A 26,408-nucleotide genomic window follows, 5' to 3' on the forward strand; every position below is an offset into this window, starting at 1 on the left:
AATTCAGAGGTGAACATGAACGACCGCATGAAGCCGCCCGTGGTGGCTATCCAGCAAGACGTGCCGGTGGCCCGCGAGGTGACCCAGGCGAAACTCGACCGCCGCGCCGCGGCCAGCGCGCTGATCAAGCCGCGCGACATCTATACCATTGCCGACCGCCTGGAGGAGCAGGCGCAGCGCTATGCTGAACGGCCGCTGCTGATCTACGGCGAGCAGCGCTTCAGCTATGCGGAGGTGGACGCGCGGGCCAACCAGGTGGCGCATGCCGCCCTGGCCCGTGGCCTGAAGGCCGGCGACGTATGCGCGTTGGCCCTGGAGAACCGTCCGGAGTTCTTCTTCGCCTGGTTCGGCCTGGTCAAGCTCGGCGTGGTGGTGGCGTTTATCAATACCCAGGTCAGCGGCCGGCCGCTGGTGCATGCGCTGGAAACTACCGGAGCGAGCGCGGTGCTGGTGGGTGAGGAGTGCCTGGCCAACTTCGTCGCCACCGAGGGCCTGCCGGCACTGCCGCTGTGGCTGGTGCCGGATGAGGAAAAGCCGGCCGAGCGCGCCTTGCTCGAGCACGCGGACTGCCGCTTCGCCGTGGAAGTCGCCCAGGCCTCGCGTCTGGCGGTGAGCCGCGAGCTGCGTGCCGGGCTGACGGCGGAAACGCCGACCCTGCTGATCTTCACCTCCGGTACTACCGGGCTGCCCAAGGCGGCGCGCTACAGCCACATGCGCTGGATGTGCTCGGGCGATGTGATGGTGGTGACGCTCGATGTCACCCCGCAGGACGTGTTCTATTGCTGCCTGCCGCTCTACCACGGCGCCGCGGCTACCTCGGTGACCTCCACCGCGCTCAAGGGCGGCGCCGCCATCGTCGTGCGCCGGCGCTTCAGTGTGCGCGAGTTCTGGAGCGACGTGCGCCGTAACGGCATCACCGTCTGCCAGTACATCGGCGAGATCTGCCGCTACCTGCTCAACCTGCCGGAAGCTCCGAACGACCGCGAGCACAGCCTGCGTGCCATGCTCGGCGCCGGCCTGACCCTGGATTCGTGGCAGCGCTGGGTGGAACGTTTCGGCGAGGTGCAGATCTTCGAGGGCTGGGGCTCGACCGAATCCAACGCCAACCTGGTCAACGTCGACAACCGCGTCGGCTCCTGCGGTCGCGTGCCGTACTGGGAAAAGACCAACCTGCGCCTGGTGCGCTACGACATCGAGAGCGACTCCCACCCGCGCGACGAGCAGGGCTTCTACCAGCTGTGCCAGCCGGGCGAAGTGGGCGAGGCGATCGGCTTCATCGTCGACCATCCGGACATCGGCGGCGGCCGCTTCGAGGGCTACACCTCGGCCGAGGCCACCGAGAAGAAGATCCTGCGCGACGTGTTCCAGAAGGGCGACGCCTACTGGAGTTCCGGCGATCTGCTGCGCTACGACGAGGACGGCTACTGCTATTTCGTCGACCGTATCGGCGACACCTTCCGCTGGAAGAGCGAGAACGTCTCGACCCTCGAGGTTTCCGACGCCCTGTCCGACTATCCGGGGCTGGAGCTGATCAACATCTACGGCGTGCAGGTTCCCGGCCAGGAAGGCCGCGCCGGCATGGCCGCGGTGCTGATGCAGGAAGGCCAGCGCTTCGACCCGGACAGCTTCTACGCGCTGACCGAGGCGCGCCTGCCGCGTTACGCCGCACCGGTATTCGTGCGCGTCTCAAAGGCCGCCGACCTGACCAGCACCTTCAAGCTGCGCAAGGTCGATCTGCAGCGCCAGGGCTACTCCCCGACAGCGTTCGAAGATCCGCTCTACGTGCGCGACGACAGCGCAGGAACCTACCAGCCCTATTCGCGCGAAGTTCTGGCCAGTATCGGCCTGCAGCCCTTCGGTGAATCCCATGGCTGATCTTGACCACAACGGCCATGAGCTGAAGTCCGGCCTGCGCTACCCCTGGGTGGCGCCGCCGGCATCCGGCGAAACGCTCGAGGTGGCGCCCGGCGTTCTGTGGCTGCGGATGCCGCTACCGTTCGGTCTGGATCACATCAACCTCTACCTGCTGCGCCACGGCGACGGATGGGTGGTGGTGGACACCGGGCTGAACACCGAGCAGAGCCGCGCCGTGTGGGAGCGCGTACTGGTTGAGGTGCTGGAAGGGCAGCCGGTGCTGGCCATCGTGTGCACTCACTTTCACTACGACCATTCCGGGCTGCTTGGCTGGCTATCCGCGCGCTTCCGTTGTCCGGTGTACATGACCCGTGCCGAGTACCAGGCGATTCACGTCGCGCCGCCGCGCAGCGACGAGCCGGAGTGGGCTTTCCATCAGTTCTACCGGCTGGCCGGGTTGAGCGAGGAGGACTCGGCGGCCTTTCTGCCGTTGATCCGCCAGGAGCATTACCAGCCCACGCCGCCGGCAGCCTTCCGCCGCCTGCGGGAGGGCAGCGTGCTGCCGATTGGTGGACGTAACTGGCAGGTGGTGATCGGCCGTGGCCACTCGCCCGAGCACGCCTGTCTGTTCAGCGCCGAGGATGGTCTGCTGATTTCCGGCGATCAGGTGCTGCCGCGCATCACCTCGACGGTCGGTGTCAACGTCGACGAGCCGGACGGCGACCCGCTACGCGACTGGCTGGACTCGCTCGACCGCCTGGCCGAGCTGCCGGACGGCCTGCTGGTGCTGCCGGCCCACGAGCGGCCGTTCTTCGGCCTGCACCTGCGCCTGGAGCAGTTGCGTGCCCATCACCGCCAGCATCTCGACCAGACGCTGGAGCGCTGCGGCGAGTCGTGCACCGCAGCGGAGCTGATGCTCGAACTGTTCCCGCGGCTGAAGAGCCGCTTCGACGAGCTGATGGCCATCGGCGAGACGCTGGCCCACACCAACTTCCTCATCACCGAGGGACTGCTGGTCCGCGAGACGGTGGCAGGCGTGCATCGCTATCGCCACGCCCGGCCCGGAGAGACGGTCGGCAGCCTGTCTAGTCCTTTTTGACGACGAACATTCGCAGGCGACGCCCGGAAACTCGACGCGGCCGGTTGGCCTTCATTAGGAGAAAAGCAGCATGCACAATAAGAACAACAGTCGTTGCAAGAATCTGGTTGCCCAGGGCTTCCCGCTCCTCGGCCTTGCCGCTGCCGTGGCGCTGGCCAGCGGCGCCGCCCACGCGGGCGAAACCATCGAGTTCGACAACGGCGCCACCCTCGACTGGACGCTCACTACCAGCTACGGCATGGGCGTGCGCATGGAGGATCGGGACAAGGCCCTGATCGACGGACCGCTGACCGCCAACATGGACGACGGCAACCGCAACTTCGACAAGGGCAGCCTGGTCACCAACCGCGTCGGCGCGCTGGCCGAACTGATCCTGCAAAAGGACAATTATGGCGCGGTGCTGCGTGCCAGTACCTTCTACGACGATGTCTACCACAACTCCAACGACAACGATGCTCCGGGCCGGGTGAACAAGACCGGCGAGTTCGACGAGTTCACCAGCGACGCCAAGCGCTACAGCGGCGGCCGCAGCCGCATTCTCGATGCCTACGTGTTCAGCGGCTGGCGCACCGAGGGTGGGCAGAGCATCGACGTCAAGGCGGGCGAGCATGTGGTGTCCTGGGGCGAGAGCCTGATCTTCCCGGGCGTGTCCGGTGCCCAGTCGCCGGTCGACGTGGTCAAGGCCTCGCTGCCGGGCATCGAGGCCAAGGAAGTGCTGCTCCCCATTGGCCAGGTGTCCGGCCAGTGGAGCTTCAACGAGTCGTTCACCCTGGGGGCCTACGCGCAGTACGAGTGGGCAGGCAACGAGCTGGCACCGGTGGGCAGCTACCTGTCGACCAGCGACGTCACCGGTCCGGGCCGCGAACTGCTGCGCGCCGGTGCGCTGTCGATCCCCTACCTGGAGACCAACGAACCGCGCGACAGCGGCCAGTGGGGCCTGCAGATGCGCTACCGGCCGACCGCGGATCTGGAGCTTTCGCTGTTTCGCATCAACTACCACGACCGCAACCCGGCCGGGGTCTCCATCAGTTTCCCGCCGGCCGGGCCGCTGGGCTACGAGGTCAACTACTTCGAGGACATCCACCTCACCGGGGTGAGCTTCTCCACCAAGATCGGCGACACCCAGGTCGGCGGCGAATGGTCGTACCGCGACGGAGCGCCGGTGCAGGTACTCACCGCCGGCGGTCCGCAGCCGACCAAGGGCCAGGGCCAGCAGATGCAGCTGTCGTTCATGCGCATTCTCGGCGACCGCCCGTGGGCCAGCCAGACCACCTTCATGGGCGAGGTGGTGCACGTGCGGGTCGACGACGTCGACGAGCTCAACGGCGCCGACGACTACAGCTTCAAGACCACCTCGGCGTGGAAGAGCAAGACCGCCACCGCCTACTCGCTGGTCGGCGTGTTCAACTACCCGGGCGTGTTTACCGGCTGGGACCTGGACGTGCCGGTGCGCTTCTCCCACGTCGTCGAGGGCGCCACGCCGATGTCCGGCACCATCTCCGGCGCCCAGGGCGACAAACGCCTGACCGTCGGCACCACTTTCAAGTACATGGGTAACTTCGAGGTTGCGCTGGCCTACAACTCCTTCCTTGGCGAGGCCGATCCCATCAAGCGCCAGTTGGCCGACCGGGACTACGCGACTCTGTCCGCCAAGTACTCTTTCTGACCGGACTGCGCCGGGCAGCGTGTGCTGCCCGGCCTGTTTGATCAGGGCAATGGCATGAAGCCGGTCAATCCGCTGTAGGGGCGAATTCATTCGCCAGAATGCCCCACCAAGGCGAATGAATTCGCCCCTACAGGGCCCGGTCTACTCGATTTGAACGATTCGCGCAGCGCCCGACTGCGGCATAGTGAGCGACAGTCACGGCTCATCGAGCGCCCTGCGCCAGTGGAGAAAACCATGGGACTCAAAGGCAACGCCGCCATCGTTGGGGCGGCCCAGTACAAACCGGAGAAGTACGCGACCGCGCCGCGCATGTTCCATCTGGAGCAGGTGGCCGATCTGGCCGCGCGCGCCCTGGCCGACGCCGGCCTGCGCGCCGAGGATCTCGACGGTCTGGTGATCAACGGCCCGCAGTTCCACGAGGCTTCGGTGTTCGTGCCGGCGATGGCCGCCGAATACCTGGGCATGAAGCTCAACTTCGCCGAAGTCGTCGACCTCGGCGGCTGCACCTCGGTGGGCATGGTCTGGCGCGCCGCCGCCGCCATCGAGTTGGGCCTGTGCCAGGCGGTGCTCTGCGTACTGCCGGCGCGCATGGCGCCCTTCGGCCCCGACGAGGACCCCAGCTGGATGGCTCGCGCCATGCGCTTCGGCGGCCACAGCACCGCCTTCGGCGCGCCCGAGGCGGAGTTCGACCTGCCCTACGGGCACATGGGCCAGAACACCGGCTACGCGATGATTGCCCAGCGCTACGCCGCCCAGTACGGCTACGACGCCGCGGCCATGGCGAAGATCGCCGTGGACCAGCGCACCAATGCCCAGTTCAACCCCGACGCGATGTTCTTCGGCCAGCCACTGACCGTCGAGCAGGTGCTGGCCAGCAAGAAGGTCGCCGACCCGCTGCACGTGCTGGAAATCGTCATGCCGGTCGCCGGCGGCGCGGCGCTGATCGTCGCCTCCAAGGAAGTTGCTGCCCGTGCGCGCAATCGCGGCGCGGTTGTCACCGGTTTCGGCGAACACCTGTCCTTCAAGTCGCCGACCTACGCCGAGGAAATGACCCGCACCCCGATCGGTCCGGCTTCTGAGCGCGCCTTCGCCATGGCCGGGCTGAAGCCCTCCGACATGCACGCGGCGCAGATTTACGACTGCTACACCATCACCGTGCTGCTCACTCTCGAGGACGCCGGTTTCGTGCCCAAGGGCGAGGGCATGCGCTTCGTGCGCGACAACGACCTCACCTGGCGTGGCAACTTCCCGATGAACACCCACGGCGGCCAGCTCAGCTTCGGCCAGGCCGGCTCGGCCGGCGGCATGTCGCAGGTGGTCGAGGCATTCCACCAGATCTCCGGCCGTGCCGGCGACCGCCAACTGTCACGCTGCGACAACATCTACGTCTCCGGTACCGGCGGCGTGATGAGCGAGCAGGGCGCACTGATTCTTCAGGGAGCATGAGCGAGATGTCGACCAACAAACCGATGCCCGTGCCGACGGAAATCTCGGCACCGTTCTGGGCTGGCCTCAAGGAGCAGCGCCTGACCCTGCCGCAGTGCCAGGCCTGCGGCCACTGGATCTTCTACCCGCGTCGCCATTGCGACCGCTGCTATTCCCACGATCTGAAGTGGCAGGAAGTCTCCGGTACCGGCACGCTGTATACCTACACCGTGGCGCGCATTCCGACCCTGCCGGACTTCGCCGACGAGGCACCGCAGAAGCTCGCGGTGGTCGAGCTGGACGAAGGCGTGCGGATCAACACCACCTTGGTCGGCCTCGCCGAGGACGAGATCAAGGTCGGTATGCGCCTAAAGCCGGTGTTCGACACCGTCAACGCTGCCGGCGACACGCTGCTGCGCTTCACCGGGCTGGACAAAGAGGTGGCCCCGCGCAGTTTCGAGGCGCCGGAAGTCGTTGAGCAGGTCGAGGCGCAGGCCCCTCGCCGACAGATCCGCGTCGACGACGCCGAGGCCCTGCAGGCTCTGGTCAGCGACGAGTTCACCGCCTGGAGCAACGAGTTCGTCGTCGATCAGACCGTGATCGACGAGTTCGCCAGGCTGTCCGGCGACGACTACTGGATCCACACCGACCCGGAGCGCGCCCGCAAGCAGGGGCCGTTCGGCGGCACCATCGCCCACGGCGCGCTGGTGCAGATCCTCATGTCGCGTCTGCAGGTGCCGTTCGACTACGAGATCGTTGGCTTCACCAACATGGTCAACTATGGCTCCGACCGCCTGCGCTTCCCCAGTCCGGTGCCGGCCGGCTCGCGCATCCACGCCCGCGGCCGGGTAAAGGCTGTGGAGATCGGCAAGCGCGGCACGCAACTGACCCTGGAGCTGAACATCCACGTGGTCGGCAGCGAGCGCCCAGCGGTGATCAACGATCTGGTCGTGCTGTACATGTAACGAATGGAATGCTGAGGAGTCACCCTTTTAGCCGCTCTCGCGTATGCGAAGAGCGGCTTTTTTTTCTAGGGGCTACGGACTGCTGTGCGGGACTGCGTCTCGCGCATTCGTCAGCCAGCCGAAGGCGACTGTCGCGTCTCCACGGTCTTGTTGAATGCAGCTCTTGAATTAACCAGATAACCCCACAGGCCACTAGTTGGCGGCAGCCATCCCGGGAGCAAATGTGAGCTTTCTCAGATTTGCTCCTTTTGGTCACTTGTGATCATCGTATCTATATGAATTAAAAGGATATTTTTTGTTTTTTGGTGACCTTGGCTCGTGAGCCAAAGCGAGTAGTCGCAGCTATATCCAGGTGTTCAAATGTTTAGCAAGTGAGGGGCGAGTGAAGTTTATCGGCCCCCGACAATGGTCTTTCAAGCACTCTTGCCAGAGTGAGGTACCCATGACGCTAACTCATTTGCAACGCCTCGAAGCCGAAAGCATTCAGATCATGCGCGAAGTCGTCGCCGAGTCCGAAAATCCGGTAATGCTCTACTCCATCGGCAAGGACAGTGCGGTCATGTTGCATCTGGCGCGCAAGGCCTTTTACCCGGCAGTCCCGCCGTTTCCACTGCTGCATGTGGATACCCGCTGGAAGTTTCGCGAGATGTACGAGTTCCGCGAAAAGATGGCCAAGGAAACGGGTATGGAGCTGATCGTCCACATCAACCCGGAAGGGATCGAGAAAGACATCAATCCGTTCACCCACGGCTCGGCGATCCACACCGACATCATGAAGACTGAGGGGCTCAAGCAGGCACTCGACAAGTACGGCTTCGATGCGGCTTTCGGCGGGGCACGACGCGACGAGGAGAAGTCCCGTGCCAAGGAGCGCGTGTTCTCGTTCCGTACTGCGCAGCATCGCTGGGATCCGAAGAGTCAGCGCCCCGAACTGTGGAAGCTCTACAACACCCGCAAGCACAAGGGCGAGTCGATCCGTATCTTCCCGCTGTCGAACTGGACCGAACTCGATATCTGGCAATACATCCAGCTGGAAAACGTACCGATTGTCCCCTTGTACTTCTCGGCACTGCGCCCGGTGGTCGAGCGAGACGGCGCGCTGATCATGGTCGATGACGAGCGATTGCCCCTGAAAGCCGGGGAGCAGCCGATGATGAAAAACATCCGCTTCCGCACCCTGGGCTGCTATCCGCTGACCGGTGCCGTCGAGTCGGAAGCGGACAGCCTGTCCGCCATCATCCAGGAAATGCTGCTTACCCGGACGTCGGAGCGCCAGGGCCGAGCCATCGACCATGATTCGGCGGCATCCATGGAAAAGAAAAAACAAGAAGGGTACTTCTAATGGCACACGTTTCCGAGCTGATCGCCAGCGACATCGACCAATACCTCAAGCTGCACGAACACAAGAGCCTTCTGCGTTTCATCACCTGCGGCAGTGTGGATGACGGCAAGAGTACCCTGATCGGCCGCCTGCTCTACGAGTCGAAGATGCTCTTCGACGACCAGCTCGCGGCGGTCGAGGCCGACTCGAAGAAGTTCGGCACCCAGGGCGGCGAAATCGACTTCGCCCTGCTCGTCGACGGCCTGGCCGCCGAGCGCGAGCAGGGGATCACCATCGACGTCGCCTACCGGTTCTTCTCCACCGAAAAGCGCAAGTTCATCGTTGCCGACACCCCCGGGCACGAGCAGTACACCCGCAACATGGTCACGGGTGCCTCCAACGCCGATGTGGCGATCCTGATGGTCGATGCCCGCAAGGGGATCCTGACCCAGTCGCGTCGCCACAGTTATATCGTCTCGCTGCTGGGCATTCGCCACATCGTCGTTGCGATCAACAAGATGGACCTGGTGGGTTACTCGGAAACGACCTTTCGCGAGATCGTCGCCGACTACATGGCGTTCGCCGGCAGGATCGGCATCAGCGATGTGACCTTCATTCCGATGTCCGCCTTCAAGGGCGACAACATCGTCGCGCCCAGCGAGCACATGCCCTGGTATCAGGGTGACACCCTGATGCAGTTTCTGGAAACGGTGGAAATCGACGAAGCCGATCACGAGAAGGCCGCCTTTCGCCTGCCGGTTCAGTGGGTCAATCGTCCGAACCTGGATTTCCGTGGCTTTGCCGGCACCATTGCCAGCGGAAAGATCAAACCGGGCGATCGGATCCGCGTGCAGCCTTCGGGCCGGGAAAGCACCGTTGCCCGTATCGTCAGCATGGACGGAGATCTGCCCGAGGCGGTGGCCGGTCAATCGATCACCCTTACCCTCAGTGACGAGATCGATATCTCCCGCGGCGACGTCATTTCCACCGCGGAGGGACCGGCAGAGATCGCTGATCAGTTCGAGTGCACCATCACCTGGATGCATGAGGCACCGCTGCTGCCCGGGCGCAACTATCTGCTCAAGATCGGTACCCGGACGGTCACGGCCAGCGTCACCGAGATCAAGTATCAGGTGAACGTCAATACGCTCGAGCACACTGCGGCCAAGACCCTGGAGCTCAACGCGATCGGTGTCTGCAACATCAGCCTCGACCGGCCGATTGCCTTCGATCCCTACGCGCAGAATCGCGACACCGGCGGGTTCATCCTGATCGACCGCATCAGCAACAACACCATCGGGGCGGGCCTGCTGCATTTCGCCCTGCGCCGTGCCAACAACATCCATATGCAACATGTCGACGTGGACAAGGCGGCCCGCTCGGCGAGCAAAGGCCAGAAGAGCTGCGTCCTCTGGTTCACCGGCCTGTCCGGTGCCGGCAAGTCGTCCATCGCCAACCTGGTCGAGAAGAAGCTGCATGCCCGTGGCCACCATACCTACCTGCTCGATGGTGACAACGTTCGTCATGGGCTGAACAAGGATCTCGGCTTCACCGACGCCCACCGTGTCGAGAACATTCGGCGCGTCGCCGAAGTTTCCAAGCTGATGGTCGATGCCGGCCTGATCGTCATCACCGCGTTCATCTCGCCCTTCCGCTCCGAGCGCGGCATGGCGAGAAACCTGGTCGAGGACAACGAGTTCATCGAGATCTACGTCGACACACCGCTGGAAGTGGCCGAGCAGCGCGACGTCAAGGGGCTTTACAAGAAGGCCAGAAGCGGCGAGCTGAACAACTTCACCGGTATCGACTCTCCGTATGAAGCGCCCGTGCAGCCCGAGCTGCGCATCGACACCACGACCTTGTCCGTCGAGGAGTCGGCCGATGCGGTGATCGAGGAACTCAGCAAGCGCGGGATTCTACTCGGCTGACGTACGGCGCCGGCCCCGGCCGGCACTCGTTTACCCAACACAGGATCAGGCACCATGAGCGAAATAACAAAACTCGACGAGTTGTTGGAAGCGTTGCTGCCCATCGCACGAGCAGCGGCGAACACCATCATGGACATCTACTCGACCGACTTCGCCGTCCGCGGCAAAGCGGATAGCTCGCCAGTGACCGAGGCGGACGAACGTGCCGAGGCCGTGATCCTCGCGGCCCTGGCCGGACTGACCCCGGAGATTCCCGTGGTATCGGAAGAGCGAGCCTCGGCCGGTTGCATCCCCGAGGTGGCAGGGCGTTTCTGGCTGGTCGACCCGCTCGACGGCACCAAGGAATTCATCAACCGCAACGGTGAGTTCACCGTAAACATTGCCTTGATCGACAACGGCCAGCCGGTGCTGGGTGTGGTGCTGGCGCCCGCTATCGACCGACTGTTCGCCGGCGCCCTGGGGGGCGAGGCATTCGCAGAGACTGCCGGCGAGCGACGCGCCATCGCTTGTCGCGCGGTACCGCCGGAAGGATTGACCGTGGTGGCAAGCCGCTCCCACGGCGATGCCGAGGCCCTCGCCGAATTCCTCGCAGGTCGGGTGGTAGCCAAACAGACCAATGCCGGCTCCTCGCTCAAGCTCTGCCTGGTGGCTAGCGGCGAAGCGGATGTTTATCCGCGCCTGGGGCGAACCATGGAGTGGGATATCGCCGCCGGCGATGCGGTGCTGCGCGCAGCCGGAGGGACAGTGCTGACACTCGAAGGCGCGCAGCTCAGCTACGGCAAGGCCGACTTCGCCAACCCGCACTTTGCAGCCTGGGGATTAACCCGTGAACGAATATCTTGAAAGCTCAGCTTCGCGTTATCTTGAGATGTTCAAAAAATATTTCAGAATGTCCCTGATGCGTTGATTCGGTCGTGGATTGCAATCAGAATGAATGTCCGAATAGGTTTATGGGCAATTATTTTTGTCGATAAAACCATAATATTGGATGGTCATAAAAGAGCCTGTAAACATGACTCAAAATCCCCGCCACCTTCGCAGGAATCCAACCCAGTCCCGAGCGGAAGCAACGCTTAGGGCAATCCGTGAGGCTTGCCTGAAAATTCTGGATGAGGAAGGCCACCAGCGGTTGACTACCAACCGTATCGCCGAGGTGGCGGGTATCAGCATTGGCAGCCTTTATCAGTACTATGCCGACAAGCGTGCAATCGCTGCGGATATCTGCAATGAGCTCTTGTTGGCGGAGTTGAACGAGGTTGATCGCCTGGACGAGCAGGCCATATCCATGGTCAGGAACTCGCTCGAGACGACAATGAAGTTCTTTGTCGAGGAGTATGTGGCTCGTCATCGCAGGCTGTATCTGAAACTCAAGGGATTTTACCTCGAAATGCACTGGCATTACGATTTCGAGACCTATGTGCTGAAGACGCGGCCGGGTAAGTTGACCACCGTTGAATGGCTGCCCCGTGCGCTAAAGCGCTATCGGGAAATATTGGGTGTGCATGACCTGGTGCTTGCCTCGACTATGATCGTGAATGTCATTGAAGGCACCATCCACGCCACACTCGACCGCAGTCCTGAGCTCATTCTGAAACAGGAGTTTGCCGATGAGCTTCTCGCTATCGTTCTCAGCTATCTGAAGTATGCCTCCAAATCAAACGCCTCACCTGGAAGCTCCTGAGGAGAATGTCTTGTTTTATTATTTCGATTTCCTGATCTGGTTCAAACTCCTTCGGCTGGTCGCCAAAGAGCCGGACAAGCGCCGGCGCCGTGGGCTGTTTCGGCTGCTGTTGCTGCGTGTGCCGGCCAGGGCCACGTTGACTGCAATCTGTTTCTTTCTCGATGGCATTCTTTTTCCGGGCCTGTGGCGAACCAGGGTCAGGGCACCGGTATTCATCATTGGTCACGCCCGCAGTGGCACGACGCTGGCCCACCGGCTCATGGGCGAAGACCAGCGGTTTTCGGTGTTCAAATACTACGAGTTGCTGCTTCCTTCTCTGCTGCAGAAGAAGGTCGTGCGCTTAATGGCCTGGCTTGATGCCGCGGTGCTCGGCCGGGTCATCGAGCGGAGGCTCCAGGCTTGGGAAAAGCGCAAGTTCGGCCCGACCCAGCACATTCATAAAATGGGCTTGACGATTCCCGAGGAAGACGACCTCCTGTATTTCAACTCGTGTGCTTCGGGTTTCTGGCTCACCAAGCTGCCTTACATGGACTCGCTGGATTTCTTTCATATCGACCAGCGCTCGCCCGGCAGCCGGCGCCGAATGATGAAATTCTATAAGGAGTGCGTACGCCGCCAGCTGTATCTCAATGGCAGCAACCGCTTCCATCTGAGCAAGAATCCGACCTACTGTGGGCGGGTGGAGTCCCTGCTCGAAGCGTTCCCCGATGCTCGCTTCGTCGTTCTCTACCGGAACCCATATGAAACCATACCCAGTCTGCTGAAACTGCTGAACGTCGGATGGAAACACCAGGGCAACCTTTCCGCCGAGAGGATAAGCAGCTCCAACAGGGTCATGACCAACCTGTCATACGAGACTTATCTTTATCCTCTGGAGGTATTGCAGCGGCATCCGGAGACCCCTTGTGCCGTGGTCGATTACCGACAGTTGACCACCGATCCGAAGACTGCCGTCGAAAAAGTCTACGCCGACCTTGGTCTGGAAATAACTCCCGAATACCAGTCATTCCTCGAGGCCGAGGCCAGCCAAAGTCGCAAGCATGAGACCGAACATCGTTACAGCCTGGCCGAATTCGGGCTGGACGATGAAGAAATCCGCCGCCGGCTGGCCGCGCTTTTTGAAAAGTTCCAATGGGAAGAAAACGCCAACAAGATCAACAAGAAGGAGTTCGACAATGTTTGAGACGAAGCCTCGGGATGCAGACACCCTGCAAGCGAGCGAGACTCTGCGCCAAGCTTGGGACGAGATGCTGAGCCAGTTGTCGTCCGCCCGCGATGCCATCGATGACCCCGAGCTATGGGCCCCGCCGGCGTCGCCCCGCAATCTGGCGGAAGGTTACCGCTATGTCACGGGCTTTCTGTACGGTTCCATCGCGCGCTGCATGGGGCCTACCGCCGAATTCCCCTATTTCACCCGGGCGATCCAACCGCTGAACCGCTCCACGATCGACAATGCTGATGCCATCTATCTGATGGCACCGATCGACGGCAATTACAGCTATACGATCCGCGGTAGAGCGGGCGATACCAGCCAGTGGCGTGGCGAAGCTGCGACCGGTCAGGGGCGCAAGGCTCCCCATTACGTCATCTTCGAAACGCCCAGCGGTTATTCGGGTGAGAGTGGCAGCCTGAAGGAGTTGAAGCGCGGTTCCCGCATCAACTGCGACGAACTCGACTCCACAGAGTTGCAGGTCAACGCCGACGGTAGTTTCGAAATCCTGCTGGCTCCCGAGAAACCCGAGGGCTACACAGGAAACTTCATGCTGACCCGTGCCAGCCGGACGCGCACCGCGGCCGACGGCACCACCGAAAGCCGCGAATACGTCAGCCAGCTGGTCATGCTGCGTGAGCTGTTCTGCGACTGGGAGAACGAAGACCTCCTGGAGCTGTTCATCTATCGCAACGATCTGCTCGGCCATCCCATGCCGACCTACACCCCGGAGCAGGCCGCGCAACAACTCAAGGATATCGGCCGCTTCACCCGTAACCAGGTGCACTTCTGGAACGAGTTCTATGCGGTGGTCTGCGAGGCCTACGGCGACATGAACGGTGATGGTAAGCGCTTCATGCCGCGCAACGCTTTCAACGACCCCAATGCGGCGTCCATCGCCACTGCCGGCGGCATGGCCACCAATATCTATTGCGGCGGCATGTTCGAGCTGGAACCCGACGAAGCCCTGATTCTGGAACTGCACCAGCCGGTGGAGCCCGTTTATATCGGTTTCCATCTGAGCAACATGTGGGGCGAGTCCCTGGATTTTGCCAATTACCAGTCCAGTCTCAACGGCCTGCAAGCGCACCGTGATTCGGACAATGTCCTGCGCTACGTGGTTTCCCATCGCGACCCGGGGATCGCCAACTGGGTCGACACCACGGGACATCCCGAAGGTTACATGGCGGTGCGCTGGGCTTATCCGGTGAAGCCCAGGGAAAACATGCCTTGGGCTACCGCCAGGAAGGTGCAGCTCTCGGAAGTCATGCAGCATCTGCCCGCAGAAACTCGCCTGATCACCCCGCAGGAGCGCAGAGCCCAGATCGCGATACGGCAAGAACATGTGCAGCGCCGTTATCGACAGCACTGAACAACCCCAAAGCCCAGGCGTACTGCGCCCTGGGCTACCGATCACCTGTCCTTGTTAACGAGAGCGGCTTTGCGCGCAAAGCCAGTCTCGGCGATTTCATGGAGCACCGAAATGCTAGAGATATTTGCATCGACACCCGAGAATCTTGGCCTGGACAACATCGCTGCCTTCGCCCAGCGGGTCGAAGCCATGGGCTATGACGGTCTCTTCGTGTCCGACGCCATTCATGACGGTCTGCTGCTTGCCTGCCAGGCGCTGTCCGCCACGCGGCGGATCAAGGTCAGCACCTCGGTGCTGGTCGCCTTCCCGCGCAGCCCGATGAATGTCGCGCTGGCAAGTTGGGACCTGCAGAAGATGTCGGGGGGGCGTTTTGAACTGGGTCTGGGAACGCAGATCAAGCAGAACATCGAGGATCGCTACTCGTCGCGCTGGTTGCCTCCCGCCGCCGGCATGCGCGAGTACCTGCAGTCGATGCGCGCGATCTTCCACAGCTTCCGCACCGGGGAGCCGTTGAACTATGTCGGCGAGCACTACCGCTTCACTCGCCTGCAGCCGTTTTTCAATCCCGGTCCCATCGACGCGCCGGATGTCCCCCTCATGCTCGGCGCGGTCGGTCCGAAGATGCTCGAGCTGGTCGGTCAGGAGGCCGATGGCATCCATACGCACCCCACCAATACCTCGGTTCGCTACCTGCGCGAAGTCATCACGCCGCAGATCGCTCAGGGCCTCGCCAAGCGCGATCCGGCCCGGCAGCGGCCGCTGATCAGTGCCAGCCAGTTCGTTGCCACTGGTCCGGACCAGGCGACTGTCTCGGCAGAGCGGGAGCGGTTCAGGGACATGCTGGCGTTCCTCTTCTCGACGCCTGCCTATTGGCCGAGCCTCGAGCTGTTCGGCTGGGGGAGTGTCGGAGAAAACCTGCTGCAACTGACCCGCGAGAAACGCTGGAAGGACATGCCTTCGGTGTTCTCCGACGAAGTTCTCGACCAGTTCCTGGTCAGTGCCCAATACGAGGAACTGCCGGAGGCACTCGCTTCACGGTTCGTCGGCGTGGCTGACCGCGTGACCCTGACCGTCCCCCATGACCCGGCCCACGATGCAGCGGTGTCCCTGGCCATTTCGGCAATCCGCGCGCGGAGCCAAAGCGCAGCTGCGTAAAGCTCTGCCTAGAGCAGGATCGAACAAGGGAGCGATATAGAGCACATTGCTGCTCGCTCCCTTGAACGACTTGCCCTGCAGTCGCGGCCTCTGGTTCAAGCGCTAAACGCGCCAGGACGGGGCCGGGCTGCCATTCCCAAAGTGCTGTGCCGAGGCCGGTAGTCCCGGTTGCAGTCGGCGTTCCCCCCCTTCCAGCCAGACCTCATCCATTCGGGCGCGAGCCGCCCGCCATTTCCCTGCCAGTCCAAACCTGTCGCACATCCAGGCTGCGTGAGCTTCGCGGTACGCACTCTTGGCAAGCTATCCGGCAGACCCTCTTCATATGCGTTGACCATCTGCGGATGCAGATACGGCATGCTTCCCTCACGCGTCCCTGCGCAGGTGCGCCGAGCGGGCCTTGCCGCGAAGAGCGCGGTCCGTGGTGTGGGTAGTGGCGGCGGTTGTGCGGGGAGGGTGGATGAGCGACGCAACCATCGGCGCAGCGGTTGCGTGCCCACCCTGGCGGGCGCTGAGTAGCAGTCGCTTGCCAGGGGGATCGGCTCGATGGCTACATCGAGGGAGGGCGGCCCATTTCGACTAGCCGGCAGACTTGGCCAGCAGCACCGGAGTAGAGGGATGCCGCTGGGCGCCGGGCGCAATGGGCTGGTACAGGGTATTGCGCAGCTGCAAAGGACGTCCTGAGCTATCGGCAATGGCGGACATCTCACTGGCTGCCATCAGTTGTCCGTTGGCGCCGCCGGCGGCCCGGGTGATCGACTCGTACATCAGTATGCCTCCCAGGTCGTTGGCCCCGGCTTGCAGGCAGAGTGCGGCGCCCTCCCGGCCCATTTTGACCCAGGAGGTCTGAATGTTGCGGATATGGCCATGCAATACCAGTCGGCTGACGGCGTGAACCAGAATCGACTCGCGGAGGGTGGGGCCCGAGCGGGCGAGCCCCTTGTGCCAGAGCGGGGACTCCATGTGTACGAAGGGTAGGGGCACGAACTCGGTGAATCCGCCGGTCTCCTTTTGCAGGTCGCGTATGCGCATCAGGTGCCTGGCCCAGTGCACGGGTTTTTCGACATGGCCAAACATCATCGTGGCGGTGGACTTGATTCCTGCCGCGTGTGCCGTACGCATGACTTGAAGCCATGCTTCGGTATCGAGCTTGTCCGGACAGATGATGGCACGGACTTCGTCGTCGAGAATTTCGGCAGCCGTACCTGGCAGGGTGTTCAACCCGGCGTCGCGCAGTTGCCTGACATAATCGTCCAGGGTCAGCCCCAAGGTGGTGGCGCCGTGGATGACCTCCAGAGGGGAGAACGCATGGACGTGCATCTGCGGAACCGCTTCCTTGACGGCCCGCACGAATGCCAGATAACTCTGCCCGGTGTATTGGGGATGAATCCCCCCCTGCATGCAGACTTCGCTCGCGCCGCGCTGCCAAGCCTCGATGGCCCGCGCGGCGACCTGGGACGGATCCAGCTGATACGCCGGTCCGCGCAGGCTGGACGCGCCCTGGCTCTTGGCGAAGGCGCAGAAGCCACACCTGAACTGACAAATGTTGGTGTAGTTGATGTTGCTGTTCTGCACGAAGGTCACGTCGTCGCCGACGACCTCGCGGCGCAGTCGGTCAGCGGCAGCGGTGATCGCGGCAAAATCGTTGTCGTCGACGGAAAACAGCTCGACGATCTCGGCCTCGTCGAGGTCGAGCTTTGCTTGTACCTTGTCGAGAATGCGTTGTACGTCGAGCGAGGCCCGTGTTCCCGGCCCCGAGCGGAGGAGGCGGGTGAGGTCTTCGTCCGGTACCAGGCTGGTTCCGGCGCGCCACTTGTCGCTGCGTGCGAAGCCGCTGGCGTCGACGCGATTCAGTATGGCCCGTGCCATCTCCTTGCCGGTCCAGCGCGCGGTGGACTGGGTGAATGCCGGGGTAAGCGCCAGGCGCTCGATCAGGTTGCGACCGCACTGCCTGGTCTGCTTCGCCAGGAAGGAAATATGTGGCCAGGCTGCTTCTGGATTGACGTGGTCGGGTGTGACGGGGGAAATGCCCCCCCAGTCGTTGATGCCGGCGTCTATCAGGGCTTCCAGCTCACCGGGACGCAGGTTGGGGGGGGCCTGAATGGACATCTGCGGGCCAAAGATCAGCCGAGCCATGGCGATAGTCCAGCCATGGTCCTCGAGGTCCGGTTCGGGCTTCTTGGCCATGGGGGTGTTCGGCTTGGCCCGGAAGTTCTGGATGATGATTTCCTGCAGATGGCCGTAGCGGGCGTGCAGATCGCGCAAGGCCAGTAACGACTCGACGCGCTCCTTGCGGGTCTCGCCAATGCCAATCAGGATGCCCGTGGTCATCGCCACTTGCGCTTCACCGGCGTTGCGCAGCGTTTGCATGCGTACTTCCGGGTGCTTGTCCGGGCAGTTGAAGTGTGGGCCGCCACGCTCGCAAAGACGTGCGCTGACCGATTCGAGCATGATCCCCATCGACGCTGCAAAGGGCTTGAGCATGCGGACTTCTTCGGCGTCCATGTTGCCCGGATTGATGTGCGGCAGCAGCCCCGTTTCCTTGAACACCCGCTCGGCCATCGCGGCGACATATTCCAGAGTCGAGCGATAACCCATCTCGGCCAGTGCCTCGCGGGCAGCGGCGTAGCGCAGCTCGGGTTTTTCTCCCAGCGTGAATAGCGCTTCCTGGCAGCCAGCCTCGGCGCCCTTGCGGGCGATCTCGAGCACTTCATCCGCGGTCAGGTAGGGGGCCGGAACGCGTCCGGGGGATGCGGCGAAGGTGCAGTAGCCGCAGGTGTTACGGCACAGCCGCGTGAGCGGAATGAATACCTTGCGCGAGTAGCTGATACGCCGCCCGTGACCACGCAGCGTCAGTACCCGCGCGGTTTCGAACAGCTCGGATGTGGCGTCCTGCTCTGCAAGCGCCAGGGCCTGGCGATCACTGAGCGTCCCGCCCTCCAGCAATTCGGAGAAAAGGGGGTTCTTGGATGAGGTCATGGCTTTCTTTCTCCGGAATTCTTCAAACAAGAGCCCGTCGGGCAGCAGATCCAGATCGGCCGGCTCGTCGATATCGAGGGTCAGACCCGGAAGGTTTTTCACCGAGATGAACAGGTTCTTGCGCTTGGCTTCGTTGAGGTGCAGCTCGAGGCTGTTGGTGCCGAAGTGGAAGGCGAAGTCGACGGGTAGGGGAAGGTAGAGAGCGTTGCTGCCGACGCGGCGTGCATCGCTGGCCAGCAGGAGGCCCTCCTGGCGTCCGTGGGCGATGAACTGGTCGATCTCCGTGGCGCTCACCAGCGGCATGTCGGCGTGCAGCACAAGCAGTTCATCGGCGCCGTCGCGTTCCAGTTGCCGGGCGGCAAAGGTCAGTGCCGCGTTGAGTCCGCCACCTGGGTCATCGAACAGGCGCAGCCGATCCGATGCCATGAGCCCGAGGGCCTGTGCGTCAGCTGTGACGATGGCGATACCGCGCAGGTAGCGGCTCCCGTGCAGGACCTCGAGCATGTGGTGGAGCATGGTCTTGACCAGCAGGTGGCGCTGCCGGGACGACAGGGCGGCGGCGAGGCGTTGCTTGCCCTGGCTGGGATGCTTCACGGCCAGCAGCGCCCAGCAGTTCATGTGTCGGCCTTTACGCGACAGTGCAATTGCTCGGCGAAGGCGATGCACTCTGCAGCCAGGCGTTCGCGATCCTGCTCGCAGCGCATGAGGGTATTGGTGACCAGCGCCGGGATGGCCAACTGCTCCGCCAGATGACGATCCGCGTGGTCCAGGACGATGCCGTCGATCAGTCCCTGATAATGTTGCGCGATTTCTAGACTGCACTGGGCAATGCCCAGCTCTTTCATGATCTTCGCAGTAGGGCCTTTGACGGCGGCGCCAGCGATGATCGGCGACACGGCGATGACGGGAACGGCGGCCGTTGCGATGCGTTGGCGCAGGTCCGTAATCGAGAGCAGTGGGTCGATGCTCAAATAGGGATTGGAAGGGCAGATGATGATCGCCTGCAGATCGGGATCTTCCAGGGCCTGGATGACGCCTGCGGAGGGTTGGGCGCCATCGGCACCTTCAAAGCGAATGGCTGTGACTGTGGGTTTGCAGGCCTTTCTGACGAAGTAGTCCTGAAAATCCAGCGTGCCTTCATCGGTTGCAACGCGGGTGCGGACCCACTGGTCGGTCATCGGCAGGATGGCGCTGGCGACGCCGAGTTTTCGCGCCAGCGCGGCGGTGACCTGGCTGAGCGGCTCGCCAGCCATCAAGCGCTGGGTGCGTTCGATGTGCATCGCCAGGTCGGCATCGCCGAGCCGGAACCATGTCTCGCCGCCTAGTTCGCCGAGCGCCTGCATGAAGTTCCAGGTTTCGTCGGCGCGGCCCCAGCCGTTTTCCTGGCTGACCAGATTGGCGAGGGTGTAGACCAAGGTATCGATATCGGGTGATATCTGCAGTCCGAGGTGCTCGAAGTCGTCACCGGTGTTGACGATCAGCTTGAGCCTGCTGGCAGGTATCTGGCGAGCCAGGCCCGCCGCCAGTTTCGCTCCGCCGACACCGCCGGTCAGTGCCACAATGGTTCCCTTGGTCATTTGAACAGATCCTCGCTCAATGGCCTGATCAGGGCCTTGCAGTCCCTGACCGGGGCGTGATTTGGCAGCCCCTGAATGACCACGACGGGAAGCCCTTCGGCTCCTTCACCCATCTGCAGGGCTGCACCAGCGGCAATGGCATCGGCATTAGCGACTTGAGTGATCTCCAGCACGTTGCCATTGCGGTCTCGTTCTCCGCGTCGATCAACCAGCGAGGCAATACCGGCGCAACCGATGGCCACATTGGTTACGCCGTGGCGCCAGGGGCGTCCGAAACTGTCGGTGATGACCACCCCCGGAGCTACCCCGCTGAGCTGCTCCAGGCGGTCGCGCAGGCGAGCAGCACTCAGGTCTGGATCTTCCGGCAGCAGGAGCACCCGTTCCTGACGGGTAACCCTGGGAACGTTGGAGTGATCGATGCCGGCGTTGGCCATGACCAGGCCCAGACGGTGCCTGACGATCAGCACGCTCCGCACGGCGCGAACGACCTCCGTCGACTCGGAGAGGATCGCTTCTACCAGTCGAGGGTCTTTTCCGGTGATATCCGCCAGCTCCAGGGCCTGCGTCGAGGGGCGGATAAGGTTGAGGTCGACATAGCGGCCCTCGGACTTGGAGACCACCTTCTGGGCGATGACGATCACCGTGCCCGGGTTCAGCCCGATGGCATTGCGCTGGCAGCTTTTCCAGATGATCTGTGCCAGATCGTCCCCTGGATTGATTTCCGGAATATCCGCCGGGGCACAAAAAATCAGGGGCGGCCTCATCGGTTAACCCTGAGACGACAGGTCGAAGTGACCTGTGATGCGGATGCCGGCGCCGTCTACTTTGTAGGTCTTGTTCATGAAAATCAGAATGGAGGTCAAGGCCTCGGCAGCTGCCGAGTTGGCCAATGCGCCACCATGCAGGCCTCGCAGGCCGATATCGTTGGCCAGGCCGACCACAGTGGCTCGCGCGTCCTTGTCGTCGCTGAAGACAAGGACATCGCACTCGACCTGGTCGTCGGTAGCCAGTTTGTGCGCAGCGACATTGTGAAACGCGGAAACCACGCGGGTGCTTTCGTCCAGCACAGCCTGAGCCCGCAGTGCGGCGGAGCCTTCGGCCGGCAGTTGCACGCGCATCACCTTTGGTGGCATCAGCGGTACGCAGGTATCAACGACGATCTTGTTCTTCAGCTTGTCGGCCAGGGCACTCAAGGTGCTCTGCTGACTGGCGAAGGGAACGCTGACGATGATCAGGTCTGCCTGCTCGGCGACTTGGTCATTGCTGGCGCCACTGATGGCCTTAGAGAGGTTGGTGGACAGCTCTTGCGCGACCGCATGTGCACGCTCGGCATCCCGGGAGCCGATCATCACGGCATGCCCAGCCTTGGCGAGTCGAGTCGCCAGTGCGGCGCCGAGATTTCCAGTACCGCCGATGACCCCGATAGAAGTTGGCTGTTGTTCCTGCATGGTCGATTCCTCGTTGAATTTGCTACGGCCCGGTTCTGGTAAGGGATTGCAGCGACCCGGCGATTGCACGGCTTTCGGACTAGGCAGTTCAGACTAGCCAGTTGCTTTTGGGGGGGCATACTTTGAATGGACTAGCTAATCGACCCCGGTAGCCTGGCTGGATGCCCCAGCCGGGTTATTTGCTGCCGAGAGATGGCCGAATGGCGGTGGGCCACGGTTCTCAGGATCGGGCAGCCTGGCCGCGGAGTACATCGAGCAGTATCAGTAAGGCATCTCCGGTGTTCATTCTGGAGTGATGTGGCGCTGGATCCCGTTGCTGCCTTCATAGGCGGTGTTCGAACTGGCGAACACGAACAGCGACTGAAGGCGAAACTGCTTGCGTAAAACGCGCCGCCGAGGGCTTTAGCCTCGGGCCAGCGCTCCAGTTCTGCGTGCCATGTGGGGCGAGGAGCAGGCGCCGCACCGGCGGATCCGCGTCGACGACGCCGAGGCCTTGCAGGCGCTGGTCAAAGCTGTAGACACAGCAGCCTAGATCAGCGGGTCCCAGCGCTGCGACCAGTCCCGCTCCTGACTCACCTCCTTGCGCAGCAGTTCGCAGGCCTTCTGCAGCTCTTGCGAGTCGCGCTCGCGGGCGTAGACCAGATAGATCGGGTGGCTGAACTCCGGGGCCTTGGCTACCCGTTCGAGCAGACCGCGCTCCAGGTAGGTCTGCACCACCCGACTACGAAAGTAGCCCGAGCCGCCGTGCTCGAGCAGGTATTGCAGGGCCAGCGGACCGAGATTGAAGCTGAGCGCCGCGCCGGCGTGCTGCGGCAGCGCGGCGTCATGGCGGCGGCGGAAGTCTTCGCTCCAGTCGATGTACACGTAGGGCTCCGGGGTATTCACCGCGCGGACCAGGATCAGACGCTCCTCCAGCAGCGGCTCGACCTGCAGGCCGGGCCAGTAGGCCGGGCTGTGGAGCAGTGCGGCGTGCAGGCGGCCCTGTTCGAGCTGCTCCAGCAGTTGGCCGGCGGCGGCGATTTCGGCGCGGATGGCGTGCTGGGGGAAGTGCTCGCGCAGGCGGCCCACCCATTGCAGCAGCAGCGGATTGCTCAGACTGACCTCGCCGCCGACGTGGAGCAGCTCGCGGTAGCCCTCGGGCAGGGGCAGGTCGCGCTGGGCGGCCTCCCATGTCTGCACCAGCTGGTTGGCATAGGCGATGAAGGCCGTGCCGTTGGCGGTGAGCTTGGCGCCGGCGCGGTTGCGCACGAACAGCTTGCTGTTGAGCTGGGCTTCCAGGTTCTGCACCCGCGCGGTGATCGCCGTCTGGGTGACGCAGAGGCGCTCGGCGGCGGCCACGAAGCTGCCGCAGCGGGCGATTTCGATAAAGGTACGGGCGAGTTCGATATCCATGCGGTGACTTCCGGCGAAAGTGGCTCGGTGTAGTGGGGGCGCTGGCTTTCCTGCGGGCGGCAGATTCGGTTCCGGGGACGCGGCAGGGTCCTGGTATCGTCGCCGCCATTCAGCTTAAGTGCAAAATAATTGATTGTAGTGAGCATTAATATTCGTTAGTCAGCGGCATTGCCGAGCGAGACACTGGTGCTGTCCACACCGCCATTGCAACGCAAGGTGCTCTGGGATGCTGAACAAGGTCCCGTCCCTACAGGAGTTCGAACCATGTCCGTACCGCTCGATGAACTACTGCAAACCCTGCTCAGCGCCGAGCGTGCCGGTGTCCAGGTGGCTTCGGCGAGCCTGCGGGAATGCCAGGATCCGACCTTGCGGCCGATGCTGGAACAGATCCTCGCCGGCGAAGGCGAGAGCTGTCGGCGACTGCTCACCTGCATGCAGCACCTGGGCTTGCAGCCGAACCGGCAGACCGGCGAGTTCTACGCCAGGGCGATGGCCATCGCCGATCTGCATGAACGCATGGCGTTCATCGACCGTGGCCAGCGCTGGGTGATCCGCAAGCTGCAGGAAACGCTGCCGGACTGCGCGGACCCCACGGTGCGCGGGGAGCTGGAAACGGTGCTGCGCATCCACGAAGAGAACAGCGTGGCTACGCCAGCCTGACTGGCGGCGCTCGTTACATGTATTTGTTTGAGGAGGACCCATCATGAAACATTCAACCTTGAGCGCTCTGCTGGTGAGCGTGAGCCTGCTGGTTGCCGCGAGCGTGCAGGCCGACGAAGTGCTGTCGACCACCCATGACAACACCGCCGGCAAAGCGGCCGGCGCGGTGACCGGCGTGATGATCGGCGCAGTGGGCGGACCGCTGGGGGCGCTGGTCGGCGCCGGCATCGGCTGGCTGGCCGGCTGGGGCGTGCAGGAAGGCGCCGGCCTCAGCGAGAACGCCTACACTGTGCGCGGCACCGACGGCGAAACGAAGGTGGTGCGCTCGCCCAATCGCCAGTTCGCCGTTGGCGAGCAGGTCGACCAGCGCGGCGGGAGGCTGTATGCGCGCAGCGACTCGGGGCAGGCCCCGGCCAGCGGGCTGTGCGCCGCGCCTGCGGGGGCTGCCGACGGTCGCTGCTGAGCAGGCTGGAGAGTTCCCGAAGGCGCCTCTGCGCAGAAGGGGACTCTCCATTTCCATCCAGAGGCCTGGAGGAGACGGGGCATGATCGAGGTTCAGGTCTATCGCTATCACCCGGAGCAGGATCGCAAGCCCAGGATGCAGTCGCTGTCCCTGCCCGAGGAGTTCCGCTCACGCATGGTGCTGGATGCGCTGGAGTTCCTGCACGAAGCGGACCCGACGCTGGTCTACCGGCGCTCCTGCCGCGAGGGCGTCTGCGGCTCGGATGGCATGAACATCAACGGCAAGAATCGCCTGGCCTGCATCACACCGGTTGCCGAGGTACTGGGGAAGGGCAACACGCTGATCATCAGGCCCCTGCCTGGAATGCCGGTCATCCGCGACCTGGTGGTCGACCAGAGTCTGTTCTTCCAGCAGTACCAGAGCATCAAGCCCTGGCTGATCAACGACGAGCCTGCGCCGCCCATCGAGCGTCTGCAGTCTCCCGAGGAACGCGCCAGGCTCGACGGGCTGTACGAGTGCATCCTCTGCGGTTGCTGCTCGTCGCAATGCCCGTCCTGGTGGTGGAACCCGGAAAAGTACGTCGGTCCGGCCGGCTTGCTGCAGGCCTGGCGCTTCATCACCGACAGCCGGGATCGGGCCACGGCGGAGCGGCTCGAACGGCTGGAAGACCCCTTCAGCCTGTTTCGCTGCCGCAGCATCGGCAACTGCTCGTGGGTCTGCCCCAAGGGACTCAATCCCATGGGGGCCATCGGCAAGATTCGCCAGGAGCTGTTGCGTAAGGGCACCTAGCCGTCACGAATACTTGATCGCCACCTTCTCGAGCTTGTTCCTGCCGATTTTCGCCCACGACTTGGTGTCGAACCTGAGCACGGCCACGGCACAGGTCGGCAGGTTGACGTCCTTGTCCGCAAGGCGCAGTACCAGCTCCGACAACAGCGGATTGTGGCCGACCAGCATCACCCGCTTGTGGTTGCCGCCAACTTCCTCGATGAGCTGCAGCAGGTCATCCACCTGTCCGCCGTAAAGCCGCTCATCCTGCACGATGTGCTTGCGCTTGAAATCGAGCTTCCGGGCGATGGTCGCTGCGGTCGCCAGCGCCCGGGTCGCCGGACTCGAAACAATCATATCGAGCGCAACTTCGGACTCGGCCAGCCGCTTGCCCATCTTCGTCGCATCTCTCTTGCCCTTGTCCGTCAAGGGACGATCCCGGTCGGCCGACTTGACGTCGTCCCAGCTCGACTGGCCGTGGCGAACGAGGAACAGCACTTTCATGGCACTCACCCTGTTTGGCACGCTGGCTTCACCTTCAGGCTAGCTTGAGTTGCTTACAAACAGATGCACGCGGCTGCCAGGATGACTGCCATGTCGATTGGTCTTGTTGTCGGTGATGGTCAGTGTGCCAAAGCGGTTCGAGCTGCGCGGCGAGCCGCCTCACCGTCGGGTGGCGCTCCGCTGGGCGGCACACCGCCGGGCGCCAGCGCATCTACGCTTCCAGGAGGCTATTCGGCACCCTTGTAGAGGAGACCATGCGATGAGCGAAATGGCTGCCCCCGGCGTCCTCGACCAGGCCGAGCTCAGATGCCGGATCATCGACACCGCGCTGACCCTCGGTACCGAGCGCGGCTGGGACGGGTTTCATCTCCACGACGTTGCAGCGCGACTGGGCATCAGCCTGGCCGACATCGCCCGGCACTTCGCAGGCAAGGACGCGATCGTCGAAGCCTGGTTCGAGCGTGCCGATGCTGCCTTGCTGGCAGCGCCGGAGGCGCCGGGCTGGCACCTCCTCAGCCCTCGCGAACGCCTGCAGCACGCGATCTTCAGCTGGTTGCGCGCGCTCGCCCCGCATCGTCAGCTGGCCGCCGAGATGCTGCGCTACAAGCTTCACCCTGAGCATCTGCATCTCCAGGTTCAGGGCGTGCTGCGGGTCAGCCGCACGGTGCAATGGATACGCGAAGTGGCCCTGCTGCCCGCAACCGGCTGGCGGCGCGAATGCGAGGAAGCGGCGCTCACCGCCATCTACCTGACCACCTTCGCCTACTGGCTGCGGGACGACAGCCTTGGCGCCAGCCGCAGCCGCAACCTGCTCGACCGGCTGCTCGCCCGGGCCGAGTGGGTGGCCGGTTGGCTCGAGGGGATGGACCGCGTCAAAGCGCCGGCAAGTCGGGCCGGGCCGTCGACCAGCAAAGCCGGCAACGGGGCCGATAGCGGCGGCTAAG

Annotated in this window: 22 protein-coding genes; 16 read left to right on the forward strand and 6 right to left on the reverse strand. The window is 63.2% G+C overall.

The window, feature by feature from the left end; translation table 11 throughout:
• Nucleotides 1–15 precede the first annotated feature (15 nt).
• The 12 genes from BMZ19_RS13440 (at nt 16) to BMZ19_RS13495 (ending at nt 15,676) form a co-directional block, all read left to right on the forward strand.
• Entirely contained in the window at nt 16–1,875 is a 1,860-nt protein-coding gene (locus BMZ19_RS13440; RefSeq protein WP_090311896.1) for a long-chain-acyl-CoA synthetase, read from the forward strand.
• Complete coding sequence (locus BMZ19_RS13445; protein ID WP_090311693.1) at nt 1,868–2,953, forward strand: MBL fold metallo-hydrolase; 1,086 nt, start codon at nt 1,868–1,870, stop codon at nt 2,951–2,953. Before BMZ19_RS13440 ends, BMZ19_RS13445 begins: the two co-directional genes overlap by 8 nt.
• Nucleotides 2,954–3,023: 70 nt before the next feature.
• Nucleotides 3,024–4,619 (forward strand): DUF1302 domain-containing protein, encoded by a 1,596-nt coding sequence (locus BMZ19_RS13450; protein WP_090311695.1) that lies wholly within the window; start codon nt 3,024–3,026, stop codon nt 4,617–4,619.
• A 234-nt stretch (nt 4,620–4,853) separates the two neighbouring features.
• Complete coding sequence (locus tag BMZ19_RS13455; RefSeq protein WP_090311697.1) at nt 4,854–6,065, forward strand: thiolase family protein; 1,212 nt, start codon at nt 4,854–4,856, stop codon at nt 6,063–6,065.
• A 5-nt stretch (nt 6,066–6,070) separates the two neighbouring features.
• On the forward strand, nt 6,071–7,009 hold the full coding sequence (locus BMZ19_RS13460; protein WP_090311897.1) for a bifunctional OB-fold nucleic acid binding domain-containing protein/MaoC family dehydratase: 939 nt from the start codon (nt 6,071–6,073) through the stop codon (nt 7,007–7,009).
• A gap of 442 nt (nt 7,010–7,451) precedes the next feature.
• Nucleotides 7,452–8,351 (forward strand): sulfate adenylyltransferase subunit CysD, encoded by a 900-nt coding sequence (cysD, locus tag BMZ19_RS13465; RefSeq protein ID WP_090311699.1) that lies wholly within the window; start codon nt 7,452–7,454, stop codon nt 8,349–8,351.
• A complete protein-coding gene (gene cysN, locus BMZ19_RS13470; protein WP_090311701.1) occupies nt 8,351–10,258 on the forward strand; it encodes a sulfate adenylyltransferase subunit CysN in 1,908 nt (635 codons plus the stop codon). The genes cysD and cysN overlap by 1 nt, the downstream gene beginning before the upstream one ends.
• 54 nt (nt 10,259–10,312) lie before the next feature.
• Nucleotides 10,313–11,101 (forward strand): 3'(2'),5'-bisphosphate nucleotidase CysQ, encoded by a 789-nt coding sequence (gene cysQ / locus BMZ19_RS13475; protein WP_090311703.1) that lies wholly within the window; start codon nt 10,313–10,315, stop codon nt 11,099–11,101.
• Nucleotides 11,102–11,270: 169 nt separating this feature from the next.
• Entirely contained in the window at nt 11,271–11,939 is a 669-nt protein-coding gene (locus tag BMZ19_RS13480) for a TetR/AcrR family transcriptional regulator (RefSeq protein ID WP_090311707.1), read from the forward strand.
• A 10-nt stretch (nt 11,940–11,949) separates the two neighbouring features.
• A complete protein-coding gene (locus tag BMZ19_RS13485) occupies nt 11,950–13,122 on the forward strand; it encodes a sulfotransferase family protein (RefSeq protein WP_090311709.1) in 1,173 nt (390 codons plus the stop codon).
• Nucleotides 13,115–14,521, forward strand: coding sequence for a hypothetical protein (locus BMZ19_RS13490; protein ID WP_090311711.1), 1,407 nt, complete (start codon nt 13,115–13,117; stop codon nt 14,519–14,521). Before BMZ19_RS13485 ends, BMZ19_RS13490 begins: the two co-directional genes overlap by 8 nt.
• Before the next feature lie 111 nt (nt 14,522–14,632).
• Entirely contained in the window at nt 14,633–15,676 is a 1,044-nt protein-coding gene (locus tag BMZ19_RS13495; protein WP_090311713.1) for a TIGR03617 family F420-dependent LLM class oxidoreductase, read from the forward strand.
• A 576-nt stretch (nt 15,677–16,252) separates the two neighbouring features.
• Here BMZ19_RS13495 and cofH read toward each other — a convergent pair.
• The 5 genes from cofH to BMZ19_RS13520 all read right to left on the reverse strand — a co-directional run bounded on the left by cofH (nt 16,253) and on the right by BMZ19_RS13520 (nt 23,069).
• Nucleotides 16,253–19,270, reverse strand: a complete 3,018-nt coding sequence (gene cofH / locus BMZ19_RS13500) for a 5-amino-6-(D-ribitylamino)uracil--L-tyrosine 4-hydroxyphenyl transferase CofH (protein ID WP_090311714.1) — start codon at nt 19,268–19,270, stop codon at nt 16,253–16,255.
• Complete coding sequence (gene cofD / locus BMZ19_RS13505; protein WP_090311716.1) at nt 19,267–20,229, reverse strand: 2-phospho-L-lactate transferase; 963 nt, start codon at nt 20,227–20,229, stop codon at nt 19,267–19,269. The genes cofH and cofD overlap by 4 nt, the downstream gene beginning before the upstream one ends.
• Nucleotides 20,226–20,993 (reverse strand): coenzyme F420-0:L-glutamate ligase, encoded by a 768-nt coding sequence (gene cofE, locus BMZ19_RS13510; RefSeq protein ID WP_090311718.1) that lies wholly within the window; start codon nt 20,991–20,993, stop codon nt 20,226–20,228. The genes cofD and cofE overlap by 4 nt, the downstream gene beginning before the upstream one ends.
• 3 nt (nt 20,994–20,996) lie before the next feature.
• Nucleotides 20,997–21,677: an NADPH-dependent F420 reductase gene (gene npdG / locus BMZ19_RS13515; protein ID WP_090311720.1), complete on the reverse strand. Its 681-nt coding sequence runs from the start codon at nt 21,675–21,677 to the stop codon at nt 20,997–20,999.
• A 528-nt stretch (nt 21,678–22,205) separates the two neighbouring features.
• Nucleotides 22,206–23,069: a LysR family transcriptional regulator gene (locus BMZ19_RS13520; protein WP_090311722.1), complete on the reverse strand. Its 864-nt coding sequence runs from the start codon at nt 23,067–23,069 to the stop codon at nt 22,206–22,208.
• Between the two features lie 264 nt (nt 23,070–23,333).
• Between BMZ19_RS13520 and BMZ19_RS13525 the strand changes: the two genes are divergently transcribed.
• From BMZ19_RS13525 to BMZ19_RS13535, 3 genes are all read left to right on the forward strand, one after another.
• Entirely contained in the window at nt 23,334–23,729 is a 396-nt protein-coding gene (locus BMZ19_RS13525) for a DUF6306 domain-containing protein (RefSeq protein ID WP_090311724.1), read from the forward strand.
• A gap of 43 nt (nt 23,730–23,772) precedes the next feature.
• Entirely contained in the window at nt 23,773–24,192 is a 420-nt protein-coding gene (locus BMZ19_RS13530; RefSeq protein ID WP_090311725.1) for a hypothetical protein, read from the forward strand.
• A gap of 81 nt (nt 24,193–24,273) precedes the next feature.
• Entirely contained in the window at nt 24,274–24,981 is a 708-nt protein-coding gene (locus BMZ19_RS13535) for a succinate dehydrogenase iron-sulfur subunit (RefSeq protein ID WP_090311727.1), read from the forward strand.
• Between the two features lie 3 nt (nt 24,982–24,984).
• Here BMZ19_RS13535 and BMZ19_RS13540 read toward each other — a convergent pair whose 3' ends face one another.
• Nucleotides 24,985–25,464 (reverse strand): SixA phosphatase family protein, encoded by a 480-nt coding sequence (locus tag BMZ19_RS13540; RefSeq protein ID WP_090311728.1) that lies wholly within the window; start codon nt 25,462–25,464, stop codon nt 24,985–24,987.
• A gap of 259 nt (nt 25,465–25,723) precedes the next feature.
• Between BMZ19_RS13540 and BMZ19_RS13545 the strand changes: the two genes are divergently transcribed.
• On the forward strand, nt 25,724–26,407 hold the full coding sequence (locus tag BMZ19_RS13545) for a TetR/AcrR family transcriptional regulator (protein WP_212633235.1): 684 nt from the start codon (nt 25,724–25,726) through the stop codon (nt 26,405–26,407).
• The last annotated feature ends 1 nt before the right edge of the window (nt 26,408 follow it).

The sequence above is a fragment of the Pseudomonas linyingensis genome, assembly GCF_900109175.1.
Lineage (GTDB): Bacteria > Pseudomonadota > Gammaproteobacteria > Pseudomonadales > Pseudomonadaceae > Geopseudomonas > Geopseudomonas linyingensis.